The organism is Acidiphilium acidophilum, from assembly GCF_033842475.1.
GTDB lineage: Bacteria > Pseudomonadota > Alphaproteobacteria > Acetobacterales > Acetobacteraceae > Acidiphilium > Acidiphilium acidophilum.
Genome location: NZ_JAWXYB010000018.1, coordinates 2,869,765 through 2,890,796, shown reverse-complemented (window position 1 = coordinate 2,890,796; position 21,032 = coordinate 2,869,765). Strand labels below are relative to the sequence as shown.

General features: G+C 64.9%; 20 protein-coding genes. 11 read left to right on the top strand and 9 right to left on the bottom strand.

Annotated elements, in window-relative coordinates; genetic code table 11:
- The first annotated feature begins 106 nt into the window (after positions 1-106).
- Together SIL87_RS16395 and SIL87_RS16390 are read left to right on the top strand one after the other, a co-directional pair.
- Positions 107-1,252 (top strand): GNAT family N-acetyltransferase, encoded by a 1,146-nt coding sequence (locus tag SIL87_RS16395; protein ID WP_319615203.1) that lies wholly within the window; start codon positions 107-109, stop codon positions 1,250-1,252.
- Complete coding sequence (locus tag SIL87_RS16390; RefSeq protein ID WP_319615202.1) at positions 1,249-2,133, top strand: DMT family transporter; 885 nt, start codon at positions 1,249-1,251, stop codon at positions 2,131-2,133. The genes SIL87_RS16395 and SIL87_RS16390 overlap by 4 nt, the downstream gene beginning before the upstream one ends.
- On the opposite strand, the gene SIL87_RS16385 is transcribed toward SIL87_RS16390, so the two are convergent.
- Positions 2,103-2,498: a CsbD family protein gene (locus SIL87_RS16385; RefSeq protein ID WP_319615201.1), complete on the bottom strand. Its 396-nt coding sequence runs from the start codon at positions 2,496-2,498 to the stop codon at positions 2,103-2,105. The two genes, SIL87_RS16390 and SIL87_RS16385, sit on opposite strands and share 31 nt — an antisense overlap.
- Before the next feature lie 212 nt (positions 2,499-2,710).
- Between SIL87_RS16385 and SIL87_RS16380 the strand changes: the two genes are divergently transcribed.
- Complete coding sequence (locus SIL87_RS16380) at positions 2,711-4,324, top strand: APC family permease (RefSeq protein WP_319615200.1); 1,614 nt, start codon at positions 2,711-2,713, stop codon at positions 4,322-4,324.
- Between the two features lie 97 nt (positions 4,325-4,421).
- A complete protein-coding gene (locus tag SIL87_RS16375; protein WP_319615198.1) occupies positions 4,422-5,012 on the top strand; it encodes a pyridoxamine 5'-phosphate oxidase family protein in 591 nt (196 codons plus the stop codon).
- A gap of 9 nt (positions 5,013-5,021) precedes the next feature.
- Here SIL87_RS16375 and SIL87_RS16370 read toward each other — a convergent pair whose 3' ends face one another.
- Entirely contained in the window at positions 5,022-6,434 is a 1,413-nt protein-coding gene (locus tag SIL87_RS16370) for an FAD-binding oxidoreductase (RefSeq protein ID WP_319615197.1), read from the bottom strand.
- Between the two features lie 106 nt (positions 6,435-6,540).
- Here SIL87_RS16370 and SIL87_RS16365 point away from each other — a divergent pair, with 106 nt between their 5' ends.
- The gene (locus tag SIL87_RS16365; protein ID WP_319615196.1) at positions 6,541-7,320 is read left to right on the top strand and encodes an IclR family transcriptional regulator; all 780 of its coding nucleotides are present in this window, start codon (positions 6,541-6,543) and stop codon (positions 7,318-7,320) included.
- A gap of 104 nt (positions 7,321-7,424) precedes the next feature.
- Here the strand turns inward: SIL87_RS16365 and SIL87_RS16360 are convergent, their stop codons facing one another.
- Complete coding sequence (locus tag SIL87_RS16360) at positions 7,425-8,024, bottom strand: precorrin-2 dehydrogenase/sirohydrochlorin ferrochelatase family protein (protein WP_319615195.1); 600 nt, start codon at positions 8,022-8,024, stop codon at positions 7,425-7,427.
- 231 nt (positions 8,025-8,255) lie between these two features.
- Here SIL87_RS16360 and SIL87_RS16355 point away from each other — a divergent pair, with 231 nt between their 5' ends.
- Both SIL87_RS16355 and hydA read left to right on the top strand, forming a co-directional pair.
- Positions 8,256-9,062 (top strand): SDR family NAD(P)-dependent oxidoreductase, encoded by an 807-nt coding sequence (locus SIL87_RS16355; RefSeq protein ID WP_319615194.1) that lies wholly within the window; start codon positions 8,256-8,258, stop codon positions 9,060-9,062.
- Positions 9,063-9,127: 65 nt separating this feature from the next.
- Positions 9,128-10,570: a dihydropyrimidinase gene (gene hydA / locus SIL87_RS16350; RefSeq protein ID WP_319615193.1), complete on the top strand. Its 1,443-nt coding sequence runs from the start codon at positions 9,128-9,130 to the stop codon at positions 10,568-10,570.
- Between the two features lie 156 nt (positions 10,571-10,726).
- Here the strand turns inward: hydA and SIL87_RS16345 are convergent, their stop codons facing one another.
- From SIL87_RS16345 to SIL87_RS16335, 3 genes are all read right to left on the bottom strand, one after another.
- Positions 10,727-11,737, bottom strand: a complete 1,011-nt coding sequence (locus SIL87_RS16345; protein WP_319615192.1) for an outer membrane beta-barrel protein — start codon at positions 11,735-11,737, stop codon at positions 10,727-10,729.
- A gap of 956 nt (positions 11,738-12,693) precedes the next feature.
- Positions 12,694-12,894, bottom strand: a complete 201-nt coding sequence (locus tag SIL87_RS16340; RefSeq protein WP_319615191.1) for a hypothetical protein — start codon at positions 12,892-12,894, stop codon at positions 12,694-12,696.
- 57 nt (positions 12,895-12,951) lie between these two features.
- Positions 12,952-14,409, bottom strand: a complete 1,458-nt coding sequence (locus SIL87_RS16335) for an NCS1 family nucleobase:cation symporter-1 (protein ID WP_319615190.1) — start codon at positions 14,407-14,409, stop codon at positions 12,952-12,954.
- A gap of 126 nt (positions 14,410-14,535) precedes the next feature.
- Between SIL87_RS16335 and SIL87_RS16330 the strand changes: the two genes are divergently transcribed.
- Positions 14,536-15,306, top strand: coding sequence for a GntR family transcriptional regulator (locus tag SIL87_RS16330; RefSeq protein WP_319615189.1), 771 nt, complete (start codon positions 14,536-14,538; stop codon positions 15,304-15,306).
- On the opposite strand, the gene SIL87_RS16325 is transcribed toward SIL87_RS16330, so the two are convergent.
- Positions 15,293-16,180, bottom strand: a complete 888-nt coding sequence (locus SIL87_RS16325; RefSeq protein ID WP_319615188.1) for a glycosyltransferase family protein — start codon at positions 16,178-16,180, stop codon at positions 15,293-15,295. The genes SIL87_RS16330 and SIL87_RS16325 overlap by 14 nt on opposite strands.
- Positions 16,181-16,225: 45 nt before the next feature.
- Here SIL87_RS16325 and pcp point away from each other — a divergent pair, with 45 nt between their 5' ends.
- The gene (gene pcp, locus SIL87_RS16320) at positions 16,226-16,870 is read left to right on the top strand and encodes a pyroglutamyl-peptidase I (protein ID WP_319615187.1); all 645 of its coding nucleotides are present in this window, start codon (positions 16,226-16,228) and stop codon (positions 16,868-16,870) included.
- Between the two features lie 356 nt (positions 16,871-17,226).
- On the opposite strand, the gene SIL87_RS16315 is transcribed toward pcp, so the two are convergent.
- The gene (locus SIL87_RS16315; protein WP_319616002.1) at positions 17,227-18,114 is read right to left on the bottom strand and encodes a LysR family transcriptional regulator; all 888 of its coding nucleotides are present in this window, start codon (positions 18,112-18,114) and stop codon (positions 17,227-17,229) included.
- Positions 18,115-18,172: 58 nt separating this feature from the next.
- Positions 18,173-19,147, bottom strand: coding sequence for a thioredoxin-disulfide reductase (gene trxB, locus SIL87_RS16310; RefSeq protein ID WP_319615186.1), 975 nt, complete (start codon positions 19,145-19,147; stop codon positions 18,173-18,175).
- Positions 19,148-19,341: 194 nt separating this feature from the next.
- Here trxB and SIL87_RS16305 point away from each other — a divergent pair, with 194 nt between their 5' ends.
- Positions 19,342-19,863, top strand: a complete 522-nt coding sequence (locus SIL87_RS16305) for an Lrp/AsnC family transcriptional regulator (RefSeq protein WP_319615185.1) — start codon at positions 19,342-19,344, stop codon at positions 19,861-19,863.
- Positions 19,860-20,822, top strand: coding sequence for a cytochrome c oxidase assembly protein (locus tag SIL87_RS16300; protein WP_319615184.1), 963 nt, complete (start codon positions 19,860-19,862; stop codon positions 20,820-20,822). Before SIL87_RS16305 ends, SIL87_RS16300 begins: the two co-directional genes overlap by 4 nt.
- Positions 20,823-21,032 lie beyond the last annotated feature (210 nt).

The following is a 21,032-nucleotide window of genomic DNA, read 5'->3' as shown; positions in this document are numbered from 1 at the left end:
AGTTATCCCGCCCACCGCGAACGATTGAAAATTTCAGGAAATCCGTGCGGACACTATTTTTTGCCAAGCCGCTATGCAGAGCCCGTGGTCGCTGCATATTGGGAGGATGGACGGCACCGAGCGCGACCTGACGATGACGCTGCACCAGAGCATCCACGATGTCGCGGCGGCGGACTGGGATTCGCTTGCCGGCGGGGGCAATCCGTTCGTCAGCCACGGGTTTCTGGCGGCGATGGAGGATAGCGGGTCGGTCGGCGGCCGGAGCGGATGGTATCCGTATCATGCGGTGCTGCGCGACGGCGCGGGCCGGGTGGTTGCGGCGGCCCCGACCTATGCCAAGGCGCATTCCTACGGCGAGTATGTGTTCGACCATGCCTGGGCCAATGCGCTGGAGCGGGCGGGCGGGCGGTATTATCCCAAATTGCAGGTCGCGGCGCCGTTCAGCCCGGTGCCGGGGCCGCGCCTGCTCACCGCGCCGGGGCTGGATGTCGCCACGCTGGGCGATGCGCTCAAGGTCGCGATGGCGGAACTCAAATGCTCCTCGGTCCACGCGACATTCTGCACCGAGGCGGAGTGGCACGCGCTGGGCCGGGCGGGGTGGCTGCAGCGGATGGGCGTGCAATATCACTGGCATAATCGGGGCTATGCCGATTTCGAGGGGTTTCTCGCCGCGCTGTCATCGCGCAAGCGCAAGGCGATCCGCCGCGAGCGGCGCGAGGCGCAGGAGGGGCTCGAAATCCGCGCGCTGCGCGGCAGCGAGATGGGCCGGCGCGAGTGGGCGGCGTTCCATCGGTTCTATCTCTCCACCGTGGACCGGAAATGGGGCGGGGCTTATCTCACCGAGAGTTTTTTCGCCTTGCTCGGGCAGCGGCTGGGGGATGCGGTGGTGGTGGTGATGGCGTTCCGTGGCGGCAAGCCGATTGCGGGGGCACTCAACCTGCTTGGCGCCGATGCGCTCTATGGCCGCAACTGGGGCGCGACCGAGGATGTGCCGTTCCTGCATTTCGAACTCTGCTATTATCAGGCGATCGAGTTCGCGATCGGGCTGGGGCTAGCGCGGGTCGAGGCGGGTGCGCAAGGGCAGCACAAGATCCAGCGCGGCTACCTGCCGAGCCGGACCTATTCGGCGCACTGGCTGGCGCATCCCGGCCTGCGCGATGCGGTCGGTGATTTTCTGGAGGCGGAACGCCCGGCCATCGTCGATGAGATGGCCATGCTCGGTGAACAATCCCCGTATCGATCCGAGGCATGATCGCGGCCTACGCCGCGCTCGCCGCCTCGATGGCGATGGTGGGCGCGAATGTGGTCATTCTCAAAATCCTTGCGGAACATCTGCCTATTTTCGTGATCCTGTTCCTGCGCTCGGGGCTGGCGGCGGTGCTGATCGCGCCGTTCGCGCGGGTGCGCCGCCTGCCGCCGCGCCGCGTGCTCGGCAATCTTATGCTTCAGGCGGCGTTCGGCACGCTGGCCTATAACATTCTGTTATTGGCCGGACTGCAGCGTACCGGTGCCGTGCAGGCGGGGCTGGTGCTGGCGACCTTGCCGAGCGTGATCGCGCTTGGTGCGGCAATCGGGCTCGGCGAACGGTTGATGCCGCGCCAATGGCTGGCGGTGGGACTGGCGGCGCTCGGGATCGCCGCCCTCGCGCATGGGGGTGGCGGGTTCAGCCTGACCGGCGATGGTCTGGTGTTCGGGGCGGTGTGCGGCGAGGCGGTGTATGCGCTGCTGGCGCGGCGCGCGGCGGGATCGTTGCCGATCATGCAGGCGACATTCTGGATGCAGGCGGCAAGCGCCGTGCTCTGCCTGCCGATCGCGCTCGGGCAGTTTCCCGAGGCGCGCTTGACGTTCGCAGTGGTCGGCCTGCTGGTGGTGCACAGCCTGACCGCGAGCCTGTTGGCGCTGCTGCTGTGGTATCACGGCATGAAGACGGTGAAAGCCGGAGTGGCCGGGGCGTTCACCGCGCTGCTGCCGGCAACCGCGACGCTTGCGGGCGTCGCGGTGCTCGGCGAGGCGTTCACCGGCTCGGATGCGGTGGGGTTGGCGGTTTTGCTGGCCTCGATCCTGCTGATCGTGCTGCCGGACCGCGCCCCACCGTTCGAGGTTCAGCGGCGGCTGCGGCCATGGAGCAGGTAGGCCGTCGCGTAGCCGACGAGCGCGGTGCCGAGCAGAGCGAGGATCGGCTGTTCCTTGACCATTGCGGTGGTGCGACCGAGCATCGATTCGTCGACGTAGGAGTTACCGGTCGGCTGATAATGCGATTTGGGTTGGCTGAAAGCCTCGCTCGCCGCTCCGGCTGCGTTGCCCACGGCTTCCTTGGCTGACTCTGCGGCGTCGCTGACCGCGTCTTTCGCCGAGCCGTAGAGCTTCTGGGCTTTGCCGGCGAGCTGGTCGGTCTTGCCTTCGGCCTGGAGCGATTCATCGCCGGTCAGGCCGCCGATACCGTCCTTGATTTTGCCGCCGATATCCTTGGCGGTGCCTTTGACTTCGTCTTCATCCATGAGTGAGGTCCTCGATCTGCTGGGCCGGAAATGGCGCGTCGTGCAGATGGTCCGCGCCCCGGATGGAAACAAGCGGATCGACCATTACGTTGCAAAACCAAAATGATACGATTCGTAAAGACCTTCGCTCACATGGCTGTCATTTATTATCTTTCCATCGGGATTAAAAATGCGTTAACGTCGAGGGATAAACAAATACAGGGGTCTTGTTGATGGCTGAAGGTGCTGGAATCAAATTGAAACGCGATGCCGGCGTGATCGGGCTGTTGTTTGCCAGCCTCGGCGGGATCATCGGGTCGGGGTGGCTGCTCGGGCCGCTCACGGCGGCAAAAATCGCCGGACCTTCCGCGATCATCGCCTGGATGATCGGCGGCGTCGCCGTGTTGCTGCTGTCCTTCGTGTACGCCGAACTCGCCACCGCGTTTCCGCGTGCGGGCGCGGTGATCGCGTTTCCCAAACTCTCCCACGGCAGTCTGATGGCGACGATTTTGAGTTTCGTCGTGTTTCTCGGCTATGCCTCGGTGGCACCGGCGGAAGCCTCCGCGGTGATCACCTATGCCAGCAACTATATCAGCGGTCTGGTGGACAAGGCCGGGGTGCTGACGACCACAGGCTTCATCGTATCAGCGGCACTGCTTGCGATTTTTGCCGTGGTGAACATGCTGGCGATCAAGACCGTGCTGGCGATCAACAGCGCGCTGACCTGGTGGAAACTGGCGATTCCGGTCCTGACCATCCTTGTGTTCCTGCTGTTCGGCTTCCACAGCTCCAATTTCAGTGCGCAGGGTTTTGCGCCGGCCGGCGCCTCGGGCATTTTCTCGGCGGTGGCCACCTCGGGCATCGTGTTCTCGTATCTCGGGTTTCGCCAGGCGGTGGAACTCGCGGGGGAATCCAGCAATCCGAAACGCAACCTGCCGATCGCGATCATCGGGTCGGTGATGATCGGGCTGGTCATTTATGTCGGCCTGCAGGTCTCGTTCATCGGGGCGCTCAACCCGTCCGATATCGCCAAGGGCTGGGGCCATGTGAACTTCAAGGGCGCGTTCGGGCCGTTCGCCGAGCTCGCCTCGCTGATCGGCATGGGGTGGCTCGCCGTGCTGCTCTACATCGATGCGTTCATCTCGCCTTCGGGCACCGGCATCATCTATTTCACCACGACCTCGCGGGTGCTCTACGCCACCGGCAAGGAAGGGCTGATCGGCGGTGACACTTTTGCCAAACTCTCCGTGGCGGGCGTACCGATCGTGGGGGTGGCGGTGACCTTTCTGGTCGGCCTGCTGTTCCTGGTGCCGTTTCCCTCGTGGCAGGGGATCGTGACGTTCATTTCCTCGGCCACGGTGCTGTCCTACGGCACCGGACCGGTGGTGATGATGACGTTGCGCAAGACCATGCCGCCGTCGCGTTACAAACGCCCCTATCTACTCGCGGGGGGCAACATCATCGGCTCGCTCGCCTTCATTATCTCGAACTTCATCATCTTCTGGAGCGGGACCGCGACCGATACCTTCCTGTTCGAACTCATCCTGGCCTTCACCGTGGTCTATCTTGTTTACGAGGCCGCCGCCGGGGTCGGGATCGCCAACCTGCACTGGCGCGGTGCATGGTGGCTCGCACCTTACTTTTTCGGGCTCTGGCTGATAACCGCGCTGGGGCCGAAGGCTCTCACCGGCGGCTCCGGCGTGCTGGGACAGGTGACGGCCTCGATCATTCTGATCGTGTTCAGCATCGTCATCCTGTTGATCGCAACCAATTCGGGCATTCTCGATCCCGAGGAAGCGAAGGCGACCATTCTCGCCGGCGAGCCGGAGCTTTACGCCGCGGACTGACGATCCGCTTCGGCGCCGGTTGACTACGCGCAGACGGGCAGGGTCATTCCCTGCCCGTTTTGCGTGAGGCAGGGTTGCCGGATCGGGCAGGCCGACCATGTCGGTCGGCATGGACCTGCCCGCCGCTCCGACCGATCCCGCCGTCTTCATCGAACATGCGTTGCGCCGCCTCGAAACCGGGGTGACCGACCGGCGGAGCCCGTTCCATGTCATCGGGCTGTCGAGCGTCGCCCCCTCGGGGTTGCCGCGCGCACGATCGGTGGTGCTGCGTGACTGCGCACCGGGCGAAATCAGGTTCCATACCGATCGGCGCTCGGCGAAATGCGCCGAACTCGCGGCCGATCCGCGCGCAGCGATGCTGGCTTATGCCGCGGTGGATCGCCTGCAGATCCGGGCCGAAGGGCTCGTGGCGCTGCACACCGGGGACGCGGTCGCCGAGGCCGCGTGGCAAAATCTGGGCCCGTCCGGACGGGAGATTTATCGCACTGCCGCCGTGCCCGGCGCGGCAGTGGCGGCGGATCGGGCGGATCGCCTCGCGGAAGCGGCGGCGATCATTCACTTCACCGTTGCGGTCATGCGGTTCGATGTCGTCGATGTGCTGTCGCTCCGGTCGGGCGGGCATCAGCGGGCAAGCTGCCGCTTCGATGCGGCCGGGCGCGTGACGGAGGCCGCTTTCATCACCGCCTGAACGTAGCCACTATGGTTCGAAGATCTTGCCCGGGTTCATGATCGCGGCGGGATCGATGGCGGCTTTGATCCGCAGCATCACATCGCGTTCCACCTCGCCGCGCCAGGTGGCGAAGGCATGGCGCTTGAGCAGGCCGATGCCATGCTCGGCGGAAAAACTGCCGCCGAGATCCGCGATGATGGTGTTGACGCGTTCCATCAACTCATCCCCCTGCGCCTCGAACCGGGCAGGGTCGGCACCTTCGGGCTGGATGACGTTGAGATGGATGTTGCCGTCGCCGATATGGCCGAATGCGGCCATGCGGGCGCCGGGGTAGTGCTGCGCCAGCATGTCGGCGGCACGCGCGAGCAGGGCAGGGACCGCCGCGACCGGCACCGAAACATCGTTCTTGATCGAAGCCCCCGCACGTTTCTGGGCGTCCGCCATGTGCTCGCGCAGCGACCAGAAGGCGAGGCGCTGGGCTTCGGAGTTCGCGATCGCGGCATCATCGAGGCTCCCGGCGTCGAGCGCTTCGCCGAGAACGGTTTCGAGCGTGGCGCCGAGATCGCCGGCGCGGCGGGTGGTGGCGAGTTCGACCAGGACATAATGCGCGGCGGCCCGTTCGAGCGGCAGCCGTGCGCCTGGAAGATGGCGCAAGGCGAGGTCGAGCGCAGTGCCGGAAATATATTCGAAAGCGTAGAGCGCGGCTTCGTCTTCGTCGCGAAGGCGGCGATACAGGTCGAGCACGGCCCCGATGCTCGGCAGGCCGCAGAAACAGGCGATCCGGCTGCGCGGCATCGGGGCCAGCCGCAGGACGGCGGCGGTGATGATGCCGAGGGTGCCTTCCGCGCCGGCGAACAGATGGCGGAGCGCGTAGCCGGTATTGTCCTTGCGCAGGCGGCGCAGCCCGTTCCAGATCCGCCCGTCCGGCAGCACCACCTCCAGCCCCAATACGAGGTCGCGGGTGTTGCCGAACCGGAGCGTGTTGTTGCCCCCCGCATTGGTCGAGATCACGCCGCCGATCTGGGCCGAGCCTTCGGCACTGATCGAGAGCGGCAGGAATGCGCCTGCCGCTTCCGCCGCGAGTTGCGCGGCGCGAAGCGTGACCCCCGCTTCGATCTCCAGCGTCAGACCGGAACGATCGATCGTGCGGATCGCATTCATCCGGGCGAGCGACAGCACGATCTGGCTGCCTGCCGTGCCGGGCACCGCGCCTCCCACCATCGAGGTGTTGCCGCCCTGCGGCACGATGGCGACCCCCGATGCAGCGCAGAGGCGCACGGCGGCAGCGACCCCGGCGGTGTCGGCGGGCCGGACCACGGCACGGGGGCGATGATCGAACAGGCCGCGCCAATCCGTGCCATAAGGCGCAATATCGCCAGCCGCGTCGAGCACGCCGCCATGCCCGAGAATCGCCCGCAACTGATCGACCAGTTCATCCATGGACCGGTTATATCGGGCCGCTGCCGCGATCGAAAGGGTGGATATTTTCATAGTTCGGAACCGGTTTCCGAATTGACAAAGGGTGGCCGCTCCGTACTCTGCGCCGATGACCACGCCGATCTCCGACCTGCCGACCAGCATTGCCAAGGCCTTCGCTCTGTTGCGCGCGGTCAGCGTGAGCGAACCGCCCAGCAATTTTTCGGTCCTGCTGGAACGGACCGGCCTGCCCAAAGCCAGCCTGCACCGGTTGCTTCAGGAACTGATCACCGCCGGGCTGATCCGCACCGCGCCGGATCGCACCTATCGCCCCGCGCTCGGGCTGCTCGAACTCGCGTACCGGGCGTGGGAATCGATCGACCTCAAGGCAGTCGCGTCGCGCCATGTCGATACGCTATGGCGCAGCACGGACGAGACGGTGCATCTGGCGGTGCGCGACGGGCATGAAATCATTTACATCGACAAGCGCGAGAGCCAGAAAACCCTGCGTCTGTTTTCCTCGGTCGGCCGGCGGGGGCCATTGCACTGCACCGGGGTCGGCAAGGCGATCCTCGCGCATCTGCCGCAGCCCGAACGCGATGCGATCATCGATGCGATTCCGCTGACCGGTCACACGCCCCATACCATCACCTCGCGCCATCTGCTGCGCGCGGCCTTCGATGAAATTCGCGGCCAGGGCCTCGCTTTCGACCGCGAGGAGCACGAGGTGGGCATTATCTGCGTCGCCGCGCCGATTGTCGACCGCAACAACTACCCGTTCGCGAGCCTCAGCGTCACCGCCCCGGCGATGAGGATGGATGGCGCCCGCCTCGCGGTGCTGGCCCCCGAGGTCAAGCGCGCCGCCGCGCAGATTTCAGCCGACGCGATCGCCTCCAACTGCACGCTCTGATCGCGGGGTTCGGGCTCACCCGTCAAACGAGGGGCGCATGAGGGTTTGCCAGATCGGGGCCGGACGCCGCCGTTCGGGCAGGCGGGGCGGTGCGGGGCATCGGGTCAGCTTTGGGATTGTGGTGTGGTGAAATCGCAGACCCGGTCGCACAGCCAGTTCCGCTCGGAGGCGAGGGTCGCGATGCGTTTGGCGGCTTCCGGCATCGTGACCCCCTCGCGCCGCCAGCCTTCCCGGAGCGCGCCGATCTCGGCGACGCGCCCGGCCCATTCCGGCCCGTAGCGCAATTCGAGATTCCGCCGGATCACCCCCGCGAGGCCGGGGGCGCGGCCATTGGTGGAAATGGTCAGCAGCAGGTCGCCGCGCCGCACTTCGGCCACCGAATGGAAATCGCACAGTGGCGGAACATCCTCGACATTGACCAGCAGGTGCCGCGCGCGCGCTGCAGCAGCCAGCGCCTCGGCGCGGTCGCGCGGCAGATCCACGATCCACAGCACGTGCAGGACGGCGAGATCATCGGGTCCGGGCATGGCGCGGCGCAACGCGGTACCGGCTTCAACAACGGCCTCGTCATCCGGCGCATCGGAGAACAGCAGCGCATCGGCGGCTCCGGCAGCCCGCAGGGCGCGAAACCGGCGCAGCGCCAGAGGGCCGTTACCGGCAACCGCGAGACGGGCAAAACGAGGATCGAGCGCAATCGGGATCATGTCATCTCCTGGGCAAAACATAGCGGGACAGGCGGGCGTATGAAATCCCGCTCTGCCTGCCGCCATGCCGGAAATCGTCGGCGCCTGGCGGATGAGCGGCGATTCCGTTACGAAACGTCTCGTCGCGCTTCGCGATGGAGCGGATGAAGGCGAGCCCGCCGCCGATTTGACAGCACACGGCGCGGCTCGAATAAAGCAGGGCCCTTCGCGATCCGACCGAGGTGAACCTTCATGGCCCCGAACCCCGCATCCCGCCGCCTTGCCGGCCAACGCGCCCTCGTCACCGGTGGCGCCACCGGTATCGGGCGCGCCATCGCCGAACGGTTCGCGGCGGAGGGAGCGGGTGTGACCATCACCCACCTCCCGGATGATGGGGATGCCGCCGCCGTGCTCGCCGCGCTGCGGGCGATCAATCCGGAAGGGGCGCATGCGGCGGAGCCCGCCGATGTCACCGATCACGCGGCGATGGACGCGGTGGTGGCGCGGGCGATCGCGCTGACCGGGCGGCTCGATACTCTGGTCAACAACGCCGGCATCCAATACGAGCAATCAAGCGAGCAGTTCGATCCGGAGCGCTTCGCCCGGGTCATCGCGGTCAATCTCACCGCCGTCGCGCACCTGTCCGCCCGCGTGCTCGCCCATATGGCCGAACATCGCCGTGGGACGATCGTGAATATCAGCAGCGTGCACCAGACCGTGCCGAAACCGGGATTTCTCGCCTACTCGGCCAGCAAAGGCGCGATCGGCAACATCACCCGCACCCTGGCGCTCGAATTCGCGGGGCGCGGCATCCGGGTCAATGCGGTGGCACCGGGGGCGACCATCACGCCGATGAACGCCTCCTGGACCGACGATGCCGAACGCCGCCACGCCGTTGAAAGCCATATTCCGATGGGCCGCGCCGCCGAAGCCGCGGAAATCGCTGCCGTGGCCGCGTTTCTGGCATCGGACGATGCCAGCTACGTCACCGGCCAGACATTATATGTGTGCGGCGGATTGTCGCTGCATACCGAGTTTGCGCGGAACTGGACGACATAGGGAAGACCAGGGCTTCTTTTTTGCAGCAAAGAAGCAAAGACGTTTTTTGAAGGTGAGGCGGGGCTATGAGTGACTATGAGCTTGTGATTGCCGGCGGCACGGTGGTGACCGGAGACGGGCAGTTTCGTGGCGATATCGGCATCGACGCAGGGATGATCGCAGCAGTCGGCACCGGCTTGCGCGGGGTTGCCACGATCGATGCTTCGGGCCTGCTGGTGATGCCGGGCGGGGTCGATACCCATTGCCATGTCGAGCAGTTGCGGAGCGATGGCACGACGGATGAAGAGAGTTTCGTCACGGCCAGCACCTCGGCCTTCGTCGGCGGCACGACGACCGCGATCACTTTCTCCGCCCAGTTCAAGGGACGCCCGATCGGCCCGAGTCTGGCGGACTATCGCGCCCGCGCCGCGCACGCGATGATGGATTACAGCTTCCACCAGATCATCACCGACCCGACCGACGAGGTGATCCGCGATGAAATTCCCGCCCTGGTCGCCGAGGGGATTCGCAGCCTCAAAGTGTTTCTCACCTACGATCCGCTGCACGTGGACGATCGCGGGTTCCTGCGCATTCTGGCGGCGGCGCGGCGCCATGGCGCGTTGGTGACGGTTCATTGCGAGAATTACGCGGCGATCGGGTGGATGACCGAGGCGCTGCTTGCGGCGGGCCTGACCGCGCCGAAATATCATGCCTGGTCGCGGCCCGTGATGGTCGAGCGCGAGGCGACCTACCGCGCCATCGCCCTCGCCGAACTGGTTGACCAGCCGATCCAGATTTTTCATGTCTCGTGCAGCGAAGTCGCCGAGGAAATCGCCCGGGCCCAGGCGCGCGGCGTCAAGGTCTGGGCGGAAACCTGCCCGCAATATCTCACCCTCACCGAAAGCGACATGGATCGTCCGGGATTCGAGGGTGCGAAATTCATGTGCAGCCCGGCCCCGCGCGGTGCCGATGCCGCCGAGGGTCTGTGGGCGCAGATCCGGCGCGGCACTATCGACGTGGTCTCCTCCGATCACAGCGGTTACGGGTTCGAGGGAACCCGCGGCAAACGGATCGCGGGCGCCGAGGCGTCGTTCCGCGATATCCCCAACGGCGTGCCCGGCGTGGGCGCGCGGATGATGCTGATGTTCAGCGAAGGCGTGGCCACCGGCCGGATCACCGCATCGGAGTTCGTGCGCGTGACCGCGACCAACCCGGCCCGGCTGTTCGGCCTGACCGGTAAAGGACGGCTGGAACCGGGTGCTGATGCCGACGTCGTTTTGTGGGATGCCGGGCGCCGCTCGATCATTACCAACGCAGCGATGCAGCACGCGATCGACTATACCCCCTACGAGGGCCGCGCCGTGACCGGTATGCCGGTAATGACCCTGCGGCGCGGCGTCGTGGTGATGCGCGACGGCGTGGTCACCGCGGAACCCGGCACCGGGCGCTTCATCCCGCGCGGCCCGTATGACCTGATCGAGCCGAGCGGGCGTGTGGCCAACGGGTTCGAGGCGGCTTCGTTTGCGTGAGGAAGGAAGCGCTTCTTTTTTGTAAAAAAGAAGCAAAAAACTTCCACGAATTGACGCAACTGCGTTTTCGACAGCTATAGCCCAATTATAGAAAGTTTTTTTTGCTTCTTTTTTTACAAAAAAAGAAGTGCTTTCTTTAATCTGACTTCGTCCAAATCAGTAAAGTATCCCCACCTCGGCAATCGCTGAAACCTGTGTTGTAATGCCGCCGGTGCCTTTGTTGATATGGACGAATGCGAGATCGGTGCGGGCGAACAGGTTCTTGAATTGCCAGGTCGGGGTGATCGCGGTGCCCCACAGGTTGGTTCCGGGGCCGTAGCCGAAATAGTCGCCGGCGTTGCCGTCGCGATGGGCGGGTGTTTCGGTGGCGTATTCGATGAAGCCGCCGAGCGAGTATGGCGATTTGCCGAACGCGTAATCGGCGAAGACGGCGGAGGTGAAGTTGGCGGCGGCCCCTGCCAGTTCCGCCTGTGGGGCGTAACGGTGGATCGGGCCGGTGTATTCATACTGGATTTCGGGGGTCACGGTGAAATTGCCGCCCGTGTAGGTGACCCAGCCGCCGTAGAGCGAGGAGTTGTTGTAGAGCAGGTTGCCGATCCCGGTGACATCGGGTCCGGTGGTGCCGAGGTGGCTGGCGCCGTTGAGGGTCACGCTCAGGGTGGGAGAGGCGACGTAGGTGACCAGCCATTGGAGGTAGTTCAGGCGTCTGGTGTAATATCCGTCATCGAGCTGGACCACCCCGTTGAACGCGCCGTAGGAGCCCGAGGCGTTGACGCCGCGGGACTGGGCAGGTTCCACGAAAGCGATTTCGCTGTGGTAGATGCTGTAATTGTTCCAATCCTGAGCGGATTCGAAGCCTTCGGGCGTGCCGAGTTGCCCGGCCGATATGGTGAGGTGGCTGTTGAACACCAGCGAGAGGTAGCCAGCATAGAGGCCGCTGAACGGCAGGTAGTTCTGGCCGCCGGGGGTGGCGGAACCGGGGGGATAGCCGAGCACGAGGCCGGAATAGGCGCCCACGCGCACCGTGGCGCGCAGAATGCCCGTGGTGGTGCTGACGCCGATCAGGGCGTTCTGCAACTGAAAGCCGCTGCTTTTGTCGCCGGGGGCGGCGTTGTGTTGGCGGCGGTGAGAATCCGCGCATAAACGGCGCGTAGCTGCCGAGTCCATTTAAATGGACGGCACTGACCGGCCTTTACGGCAACCTGGACCCGGCGCCTAAATCACACGAGAACCAGATCGGCCGGGTACGAGGTCCGTCAGGAAACGCAGAACGTTCGAGGATTTGAATCAGCTGGGGAAGTGAGCAGTTGTTGGACCAGATGACCAAAGACAGTGTGAATTGCGTCAGCAGGTCATGCTCGGCCGCAGGCGTTGATGGAATAATCTGCAGAATGTTCGTTTGCAGTCGCTGTCTGTGCCAAGTGCTTGTCTGCCCACAGTGCGACCGAGGTCAGATCTACTGCATGCGAACTTGCGCCCGGGAAGCTCGTCGTGAACGGCAAAGAGAAGCTCGCCGACGTTATCAGGCAACCCCGCGAGGACGTGTCATGCATGCGGCGAGAAATCGCCATTACCGCGCTCGGGCGGTCCGCGTGACGGATCATGGTCCTGCTAAGCAACCGGAAACCGCGCTTTCGCGTGGATTGGCAATCGCCGGGGCTTCGCGAAAGCCCTGGACCAGCAGTACTCCCCCAGGACATCACCTCTGTCATCGTTGCGGTCGCTCCGTTTCACCTTTCGTGCGCTTGACAGGTCTCCGGCCTCAACGTCGCCCGAGCCGGATTGCCAGGATTGATCAAAACGACACCGGCGCGCGACGCCCACCCTGAAAGCGCCAGCGCCACTGATACAACACCAATCCTGTAGTTCGATCAGCACGGCCATCCTGTCGTCCCGACCTGCGAATTCCGACGCTGTCGCGCGCAGCGGCGGTCAAGGATGGCCGAAGGCCACCGCGCTCTTGCGCGGCGCGAAGCGTCCTTGACGGCTGCGAGCACGGCAGCAGCCTCAGAGCAGAGGGACAGCTACCCACTGCCACTGCCTCCTCCGCCAACTCTCCCACACCGTGTCAAACTGCCCCGCACTCATTAAGTCAATTCACTATGGTAACTATCCCGCGCCGTTTATGCGCGGATTCTCACCGCCGCCAACACGTTGTCCATGGCGTAGCCGAAACCATCCGCGCCGATGTTGATTTCGATCGGGCCGAGGGGGCCACCGTCGAGCGCGATCGGTGCGGGCGGGGCGAGGGCAGCCTGCGCGGCGGCGGGCACGAGGACGGAGGCGCAGCCGAGCAGGCGCGCGGCGAAAACCATGCGTTTCATGAAGACCTCAGGTTTGGTGTGGAAAGACCCGGCGGGACCCGCCCGCCGGATGATCGATCAGGCGGCGGCGCGGCGTGACAGGGCGACGTAGAGGGAAGCCGCGATAATGCCGCCGATGAACAGCGAGAAGGTTTTGAGTTCGCCGGGGATGAAACCGGTGGCGATGGCAATCAGGCTCGCGACGATCACGCTTTTGACCGCCGCCGGATTGAAGCCGTTGGCATACCAGTAAGGGTCGCCGGGCCGGTCGCTGAACAAGGCGGGGACGTTGATTTTCTGGGCTTTCACCAGATAGAAATCGGCAAGGATGATGCCGTAGAGCGGCCCGATCGCAGCGGCGAGGAGGTCGACCGTGTAGTGGATCGCGGCGGGGTTGTTGAACAGGTTCCACGGCATCAGGAACACCGAGCCGATCGCGGCGATCATGCCGCCCATCCGGAAGCTGATCCGGTGCGGGGCGCAGTTCGAGAAATCGAAGGCGGGCGAGACGAAGTTGGCCACGATGTTGATGCCGACCGTGGCGGTGACGAAGGTGAACGCGCCGAGCAGGGCGGCCGTGGTGTTGCCGATCTTGCCGACGGTCGTGACCGGATCGGTGATCATGTGGCCGAACACCGGGATGGTGCCGGAGACGACCACGACCGTGACGATCGAGAACAGCAGGAAGTTGACCGGAAGGCCCCAGAAATTGCCTTTGCGGACATCCGCATTGGTCCGGCAGTAGCGGGCGAAATCGGCGAAGTTGAGGGTGGGGCCGGCGAAATATCCGGCCACGAGGGCGATCGCCAAAACCATCTGCCAGAGCACCGCAGGGCCGTGCAGGGCGGTGGATGACAGGTTGAAGCTGATGTGATCGATCCCGGCGCGGACCACGATCCATGCGGCGAGGGCGAGCATCACGGCATAGACCGCCGGACCCGCCCAGTCGATGAAGCGCTTGATGCTCTCCATCCCCTGCCAGAACACGACGGCCTGCAACGCCCAGACCACCAGAAAGCTGATCCAGCCGAGTTCGGACAGGCCGAGGAACGAGGTTTTTTCGAGGACAGAGCTGGCGGGGATGAATTTGAGGATCAGGATGTTGAGCGCGCCGGAGGCGAGGTAGGTCTGGATCCCGTACCAGACCACGGCGATCAGCCCGCGGATGACGGCAGCGATATTGGCACCGAACACGCCGAACGAGACCCGCGCGACCACGGCATACGGCACCCCGGCCTGCTGGCCCATCTTGCCGAGCAGATTGGCGAAAACCTGCACGATGGAAATGCCCGCGAGCAGGCTGATCAGCACTTCCCAGCCGGTCAGGCCGGAAGCGAACAGGCTCGCCGCGAAGACGTAGCCACCGACGCTGTGGACATCGGCCATCCAGAACGCGAAAATATTGTACCAGGTCCAGTTCTGGGTGCGGCCGATTGCCGCGTCCGTCCCGAACCGTGCCAGGGGAGCGAGATCGTCATTGTACAACCGGTCCGAGAGCGGTTCGGCGAGCGGGGTGGCGATCGTGAAGTCACTCATAACGGGCTCCCTTGGGGTCGGGTGGGGATCGTGGGATCGGGGCGCCGTCGTGCTATTGTTTCCTTAACTTCTTGTCCCCATAGTCCATGAGATCATGCATATCTGTCAACAAAAAACTTCAGGATTGTGAACAATATCGCCCCGATTACGGAAGGGCTCGACCCCACCGGCCCGACGCCGCTGCGGGCAATGACCGGGCTGACCGCGCCGGAAACTCTTGTTTTCCAAGCGATTCACGCCGCAATCGTCGAACAGCGCCTGCTGCCCGGTACCCGGCTGACCGAGGAGGAACTCGCGGCGATCTATGCCACCAGCCGGATGCGGATCCGCCGGGTTCTGCTCGCGCTCGCGCATGAGGGGGTGATCGCCCTGCCACCCGGGCGGGGCGCGCAGGTGGCGTGCCCGACCGCCGAAGAGGCCCGGGCGGTGTTCGAGGCGCGGCGGCTGATCGAGGCCGGGTTGATCGCATCGCGGACCATTGCACTCGATGAAGGCGTGGTTCACCGTCTGCGAACCTGCCGCGCGGCGGAGACGGCGGCGGCCCGCGCGCATGACCGGGGGGCGATGATCGGCCAGTCCGGTGCGTTCCACATCGAACTCGCCCGGGGCCTGGGCAATCCGGTGATGGCCGACATCATTGCCAATCTGGTCGCTCGCTCCTCGCTGATCATCGCCCTGTTCCAGCGGGACGGCGCGGTGTGCTGCCGGGCCGACGATCACGATCGCCTGATCGAGACCTTGTCGGGGCCGCGTCCGGCGGCGGCGGCGGCGATGATGCGCGCCCATCTGGCCTCGATCGAGGCCGGTCTGGAAATGGCGACCAAGCCCGCACCCGGCGGCGATTTGCGGACGATTCTCGGCGGGCGGCGCGGGGTCGAGCCGGTCAGGGACGCATGAACGACAGATCGTGGGTCCGGGGCGCGCCCGACCGCGCATGAACGGCAAGTTGTCCCGCCAGGCGGTGGAGGCGGAGTGCTGTGTCGAGATCGATCATCTGCAGCCGTTCCGCGAGATCGGACAGCCACGCGACGTACCGGGTCGGGTAGGCATCGCATAACGCGCCGATCCGGGCGGCGGTCGGGTCGTCCCAGTTCCAGCCGCCGGTCGCGATCGCGCCCATGCCGCCGAGTTTCGGCCCGTGAAAGTGCAGGATACCGGCCCCGGCATCGTGCGGCCAGTAGGGTTTGGCGTTGAGGCCGGGGTCGAGCCGGGACCAGTGCCCGGCAAACGCTTCGTTGAGCGCCACCTGATCGTCGAAATGCGCGCCGTTGTCTTCGTCGAGCCGGGTGCGGATCACGGTTTCGAAACCGTGCTGGACCGCGCGCATCGCCGCCATATTGAGCACCATGACGCCGGAATTGAAATAATCCCAGCGATCCGGTGCGAATTCCGGTCCGGCGGCGAACAGGTTCGGGCGGATCGCGCCGAAATCGATCGGGCGGAGGAAGGCGATGTCGCAATCGGTGTAGAGGACGAACTCGGCATCGTGGTCGATCAGCGGGATCGCGAGGCGCAGCCAGTGGCCGAGCGAGTAGGCCCGAAACGTGCCGCGCGCGGTCGCCGCTGCCATGGCATCGAGGCAGGGCGGGGCAGCGTCGATCACCATCACACCATGCCGGTCCATCCACTCGGTCAACGCGCCGCGTGCGCCATGATACAACAGCCGCGGCTCCAGCCCCGGGCAGAGGCGGCTTGAGATCACGGCGAGTTTCGCGAGATCCCCCGCCTCGCCCGCCGCGCCCTGTTCGTCGATCGCGAAATACCACCGCATGGCGACCTCATCGCATGATCGCGCGGCTTCATCTATAGGAGAATCATGCAGGTCCTGGTCACCGGCTTCGAACCGTTCGGCGGCGACACCATCAACCCGTCCGCCCTCCTTGCCACCCGCCTCGGCGGCGGCAGGATCGTCGGCGCAATGGTGGCCCATGAAATCCTGCCCTGCGCCTTCGCTCCCCTGCAGGCGCGGCTCCGCGGTGTGATCGCCGCGCATCGCCCCGACCTCGTGATCGCTTTCGGCCTCGCAACCGGACGTGCCGCCATCAGCCTCGAACGGGTGGCGATCAACGTGATCGACGCGCGAATTCCGGACAACAATGGCGACGCCCCGGTCGATCGGCCCGTCATCGCCGAAGGACCCGCCGCCTATTTCTCCACCCTGCCGATCAAGGCGGCAATGGCCGACCTCCATGATGCCGGGATTCCGGTCGAAATCTCGCAGACCGCCGGCACCTATGTCTGCAACGCGGCCTTCTATAGCCTGATGCACCTCGCGGCCACCGAATTTCCAAACTTGCGCGCCGGGTTCGTCCATCTCCCGTGCCTGCCGGACATGCCCGCCGCCTATGCCGGCCAGCCCGCGCTTTCGGCTTCCACCATGCATCGCGCCGCGCGGACGATCATCAAAACGTGTCTTGCCTGCAACACCGACCGTCGAATTGCTGCCGGAGCCGTCGCCTGAGATTGTCCGTGGCGGCAAGTGCTTCTAAATACGCTCTCACAAGAGCAGCGCCGCTCATCCGGTTCGGCTTCACCTGGGGATAAAAAAATGCCCCGCCGGAAAAATCCGGCAGGGCAAGTCAACAGGGAGGCTTCACGTCTGGGAGACGTTGGGACCCGAAGGTCCCCATCCGGCCGGTAAGAGCCGGATATCGGACGGTGCCAAGCACCGAATTCTGTGATCGCCTGAACGATCTGTTCATCAAGTATGTTCGCTATAGCACAATGGAAGGGTTCATCATGTGAACCCGCCATGAAATTGTCGCATAACCCGTCTGCGCGTCCCCCGGATCAGGGACGCGCACGGCTTTCGCGACCTCAGCGGCGGCCGATCTCCTGAACCAGAAAGTCGCGGAACACACCGACCCGCTTGGAATTGCGCAATTCTTCCGGATACACGAAAAACATGTCGATCTTGGGCGTTTTCGCGTCGGGCAGCAGGCGCACCATGCCGGTCGTGTCCTCGGCAAGATATTCCGGCACCGCGCCGATGCCGAGCCCGCTGCGAATCGCGATCAGCATCGCCTGCAACGAGTTCACTTCCAGCGCCCCGGTGCGCGGCGGCGCGGTATCGGCCCGCCCGAGCCCGGCCAGCCAGTTGACATCGCTGACCGGCGGCTTGCGATCACCGAACAGGATCAGGCGGTGCTGGTCGAGATCCTCCGGCTTTTCCGGCTTGCTGCCCGCGCTCTTCAGATAATCCTCGGAGCCGAAAATCTGCCAGCGGATTTCTCCGAGCGAGCGTTGCACAAGGTCCGGCTGACGCGGCGGATGCATCCGGATCGCGACATCCGCCTCACGCATCGCAAGGTCGAGATCGACATCGTCGAGCAGCAGGGTCATGCTGACATCGGGATACTGGTGGAGAAATCCCTTCAGCCGGGGGGCCAGCCACGCCACGCCGAAACTATGCGTGGTGGTGACTTTCAACCGCCCCGCCGGACGCTCCTTGCTTTCAGCCAGCAGCGCCTCGGTCATCGCGAGCTTGGCGAACACCTCGCGCACCGTCCGGTTGAGCTGCTCGCCCTGCTCGGTCAGGATCAGCCCGCGCGCATGTCGGTGAAACAGCGGCACCGCCAGCGCCTCCTCCAGCGCCGAAATCTGGCGGGACACCGCCGATTGCGACAGGTTCAGCGTATCGCCCGCATGGGTGAAGCTGCCGGCTTCCGCCACTGCGTGAAACACCCGCAGCTTGTCCCAGTCCATATGATTGCCTGTCACGATGAGCTTCCCCTTTTGCGGCATGTGTGCCCCATTATGATTGTCACGCCGCACGCCGATCGATCTGCGCGTGCTCGGCAAGGAATTTCTCGGCTTCCAGCGCGGCCATGCAGCCCGACCCCGCCGCCGTCACCGCCTGGCGGTAAATCCGGTCCTGAACGTCCCCGGCGGCGAACACACCGGGCACCGAGGTCCGCGTGCTGCCGGGAACCGTGGTGATGTAGCCTTCGCCATCCATGTCGATCGCACCACGGAACACCTTGGTCGCCGGATCGTGCCCGATCGCGATAAACACGCCGTCCACAGCAATCTCACGAAACGCGCCGGTCGTGGTGTTGCGCAGCCGTGCGCCGGTCACCACCGGCGGCGTGCCCGCCCCGAGGATCTCATCGACCGCGTGATCCCAGATCACATCGACCTTCAGATTCGCAAACAGCCGGTCCTGAAGTATCTTTTCCGCCCGCAGCGAAGCGCGTCGGTGGATCAACGTCACCTTGCTGGCATGATGGGTCAGATACAGCGCCTCCTCGACGGCGGTATTCCCCCCGCCGACCACCGCGACCGTCTTGCCCCGATAGAAAAATCCATCGCAGGTCGCACAAGCCGAAACCCCGGCGCCCTGATAGGTCTGCTCCGACGGCAGGCCGAGCCAGCGCGCCTGCGCCCCCGTCGCGATGATGATCGCATCGGCCAGATAAACCATCCCCGAATCGGCCACCGCCCGCATCGGCCGCGCCGTGAAATCGACCGAGGTAATGATATCGTGATCGATCCGCGTGCCGACATGGCGCGCCTGCGCCTCCATTTGCTCCATCAGCCACGGGCCCTGAATCACATCCGCGAAGCCGGGATAATTCTCGACATCCGTGGTGATGGTCAGCTGACCGCCCGGCTGAAGCCCCGCGACCAGAACCGGTTCGAGATTCGCCCGCGCCGCATAGATCGCCGCCGTATATCCCGCCGGTCCGGCACCGATGATCAACACCCGCGCCCCGGTCGTCTGCCCCGCTTCAGCCATCGTCCTCACTCGTCGCTCGTTTCGATCGCGGCGGGAAGCTGCCGGAATCGTCGCACAAATCCATCATATCGGGCTTGCGCCGCGTCGCACAAGCACCAACCCCACCCCTGCCGCGAGGCTGCAACCTTGCACATCGACCCTCACCGGCGATATGTAATTATATTACGCGTCTAACTCTGTCACCGGTGAAATGAATGCCGAACACTCCGGCCTCTGCAAATTTGTCTGCCACCCCGAACACCGGCCGTGCCGCCGACCTGCCGCAACTCGACGAAATCGACCGCCGTATCCTCACCGAACTGCAGGAAAACGGCCGGATGACCAATGTCGAACTCGCCAGCCGCGCCGGCATCTCGCCCCCACCCTGCCTGCGCCGGGTGCGCCGGCTTGAGGAATCCGGCCTGATCAAAGGCTACCACGCCGAAACCGATCCCCAGAAACTCGGCTGGCAGATCCAGTTCTTCGCCATCGTCGGGCTCGACAGCCAGCGCCAGGCCGTGCTCGACGCGTTCGAGCAACAGGTCGGCGCCTGGGAGGAACTGCGCGAATGCCACATGATCCGCGGCGGCGGCGACTTCCTGCTGAAATTCGTCGCGCGTGACGCCGCCCACGAAAACCGCCTGACCGAACAACTCACCGCCGCCCCCAACGTCACCCGCGTGCAAACCCTGCAAACCATCCGCACCAGCCGCGTCCTCGCCGGAGTTCCGATTTGACCGCTCCACGCTACCGCTTCGATCAGACCGACCGGCGGGCGATCACCGCGATCGTGCTCGCCGGCATCGTCATCGACCTCGCGTGCCGCTACGTCCCCGCCGACCTGCCCTGGATCGCCCCGTTCATCTTCAACGCCCCGATCTTCGGCCTCACCCTGATCTTCGGCTTCTGGTACGCACGCGGCCTGCGCCGCACCGGCCCCGCCGACATGCCCCGGCTCTGGCGGCGGATCTGCTATTTCACCGGCGTCGCGTCCATCTACATCGTGGCCCAGACCCATTTCGAATACGCCGCCCAGCACATGTTCTTCCTCAACCGCCTCCAGCAGATGACGCTCGGCGTCTTCGGCCCGTTCCTGATCGCCTTCGCCTGGCCTCGCGAAACGCTCGCCCGCGGCGTCCCCGCCGAACTCATCGCTCTCACCACCCGCCCCGCTCTTCGCCGCCCGCTCGCGTTCCTGCGCTACCCGATCGTCGCCGCAATCATCATGATCGCAGTAACCGACGTGTGGCTGCTGCCCTCGGTCGATTTCGCCTCGATGATCAACCCACCCCTCTACGCGGTGATGAACATCGCCATGCTCGCCTCCGGCCTGCTGTTCTGGCTCGTGGTGCTCGACCCGCGACCCCGCGCCGAAGCCGGAACCTCCTACCTGTTCCGCATGGCCACCGGATTCCTGGTCATGTTCCCGCAAATCCTGGTCGCCGCCACCGTCGCCCTCTCCACCGTGAACTACTACGATTTCTACGATCTCTGCGGCCGGCTCTACCCCTCGATCTCCCCCATCCAGGACCAGCTCATCGGCGGCATGATCCAATGGATCCCCCCCGGCATGCTCAATACCGCCGTCCTCTTCGTCCTGCTCAACGCCATCCGCAAAAACGAAGATCAACAAACCCGCGAAACCCCCATCCCCACCGGCGCCCGCGTGATCGAAGCGAAATGGACCGGGCGGTGAGGAAGGCCAGGGGGCGCTGCCCCCTGGACCCCCGCTAAGGGCTGAGCCCTTAGAACCCTTTAGTTTTGGTTGGGGGAGGGCGATGCGCCGTGCCGTTGAACGGCAGTTGCCTGGATCGCCCTCCCCCAACCAAAACTAGTGGATTCCAAAGGCTCCGCCTTTGGCGGGGTCGAGGGGCAGAGCCCCTCGCCTTGCTTGCCGCTGCCCGTC

What these genes read in the sequence shown, in the direction of transcription:
- SIL87_RS16345 (WP_319615192.1), bottom strand. Translation starts at nt 11,737, where the DNA reads ATGGACTCGGCAGCTACGCGCCGTTTATGCGCGGATTCTCACCGCCGC.
- SIL87_RS16340 (WP_319615191.1), bottom strand. Translation starts at nt 12,894, where the DNA reads ATGAAACGCATGGTTTTCGCCGCGCGCCTGCTCGGCTGCGCCTCCGTC.
- hydA (WP_319615193.1), top strand. Translation starts at nt 9,128, where the DNA reads ATGAGTGACTATGAGCTTGTGATTGCCGGCGGCACGGTGGTGACCGGA.
- pcp (WP_319615187.1), top strand. Translation starts at nt 16,226, where the DNA reads ATGCAGGTCCTGGTCACCGGCTTCGAACCGTTCGGCGGCGACACCATC.
- trxB (WP_319615186.1), bottom strand. Translation starts at nt 19,147, where the DNA reads ATGGCTGAAGCGGGGCAGACGACCGGGGCGCGGGTGTTGATCATCGGT.
- SIL87_RS16335 (WP_319615190.1), bottom strand. Translation starts at nt 14,409, where the DNA reads ATGAGTGACTTCACGATCGCCACCCCGCTCGCCGAACCGCTCTCGGAC.
- SIL87_RS16390 (WP_319615202.1), top strand. Translation starts at nt 1,249, where the DNA reads ATGATCGCGGCCTACGCCGCGCTCGCCGCCTCGATGGCGATGGTGGGC.
- SIL87_RS16395 (WP_319615203.1), top strand. Translation starts at nt 107, where the DNA reads ATGGACGGCACCGAGCGCGACCTGACGATGACGCTGCACCAGAGCATC.
- SIL87_RS16385 (WP_319615201.1), bottom strand. Translation starts at nt 2,498, where the DNA reads ATGGATGAAGACGAAGTCAAAGGCACCGCCAAGGATATCGGCGGCAAA.
- SIL87_RS16380 (WP_319615200.1), top strand. Translation starts at nt 2,711, where the DNA reads ATGGCTGAAGGTGCTGGAATCAAATTGAAACGCGATGCCGGCGTGATC.
- SIL87_RS16355 (WP_319615194.1), top strand. Translation starts at nt 8,256, where the DNA reads ATGGCCCCGAACCCCGCATCCCGCCGCCTTGCCGGCCAACGCGCCCTC.
- SIL87_RS16370 (WP_319615197.1), bottom strand. Translation starts at nt 6,434, where the DNA reads ATGGATGAACTGGTCGATCAGTTGCGGGCGATTCTCGGGCATGGCGGC.
- SIL87_RS16305 (WP_319615185.1), top strand. Translation starts at nt 19,342, where the DNA reads ATGCCGAACACTCCGGCCTCTGCAAATTTGTCTGCCACCCCGAACACC.
- SIL87_RS16360 (WP_319615195.1), bottom strand. Translation starts at nt 8,024, where the DNA reads ATGATCCCGATTGCGCTCGATCCTCGTTTTGCCCGTCTCGCGGTTGCC.
- SIL87_RS16325 (WP_319615188.1), bottom strand. Translation starts at nt 16,180, where the DNA reads ATGCGGTGGTATTTCGCGATCGACGAACAGGGCGCGGCGGGCGAGGCG.
- SIL87_RS16365 (WP_319615196.1), top strand. Translation starts at nt 6,541, where the DNA reads ATGACCACGCCGATCTCCGACCTGCCGACCAGCATTGCCAAGGCCTTC.
- SIL87_RS16315 (WP_319616002.1), bottom strand. Translation starts at nt 18,114, where the DNA reads ATGGACTGGGACAAGCTGCGGGTGTTTCACGCAGTGGCGGAAGCCGGC.
- SIL87_RS16375 (WP_319615198.1), top strand. Translation starts at nt 4,422, where the DNA reads ATGTCGGTCGGCATGGACCTGCCCGCCGCTCCGACCGATCCCGCCGTC.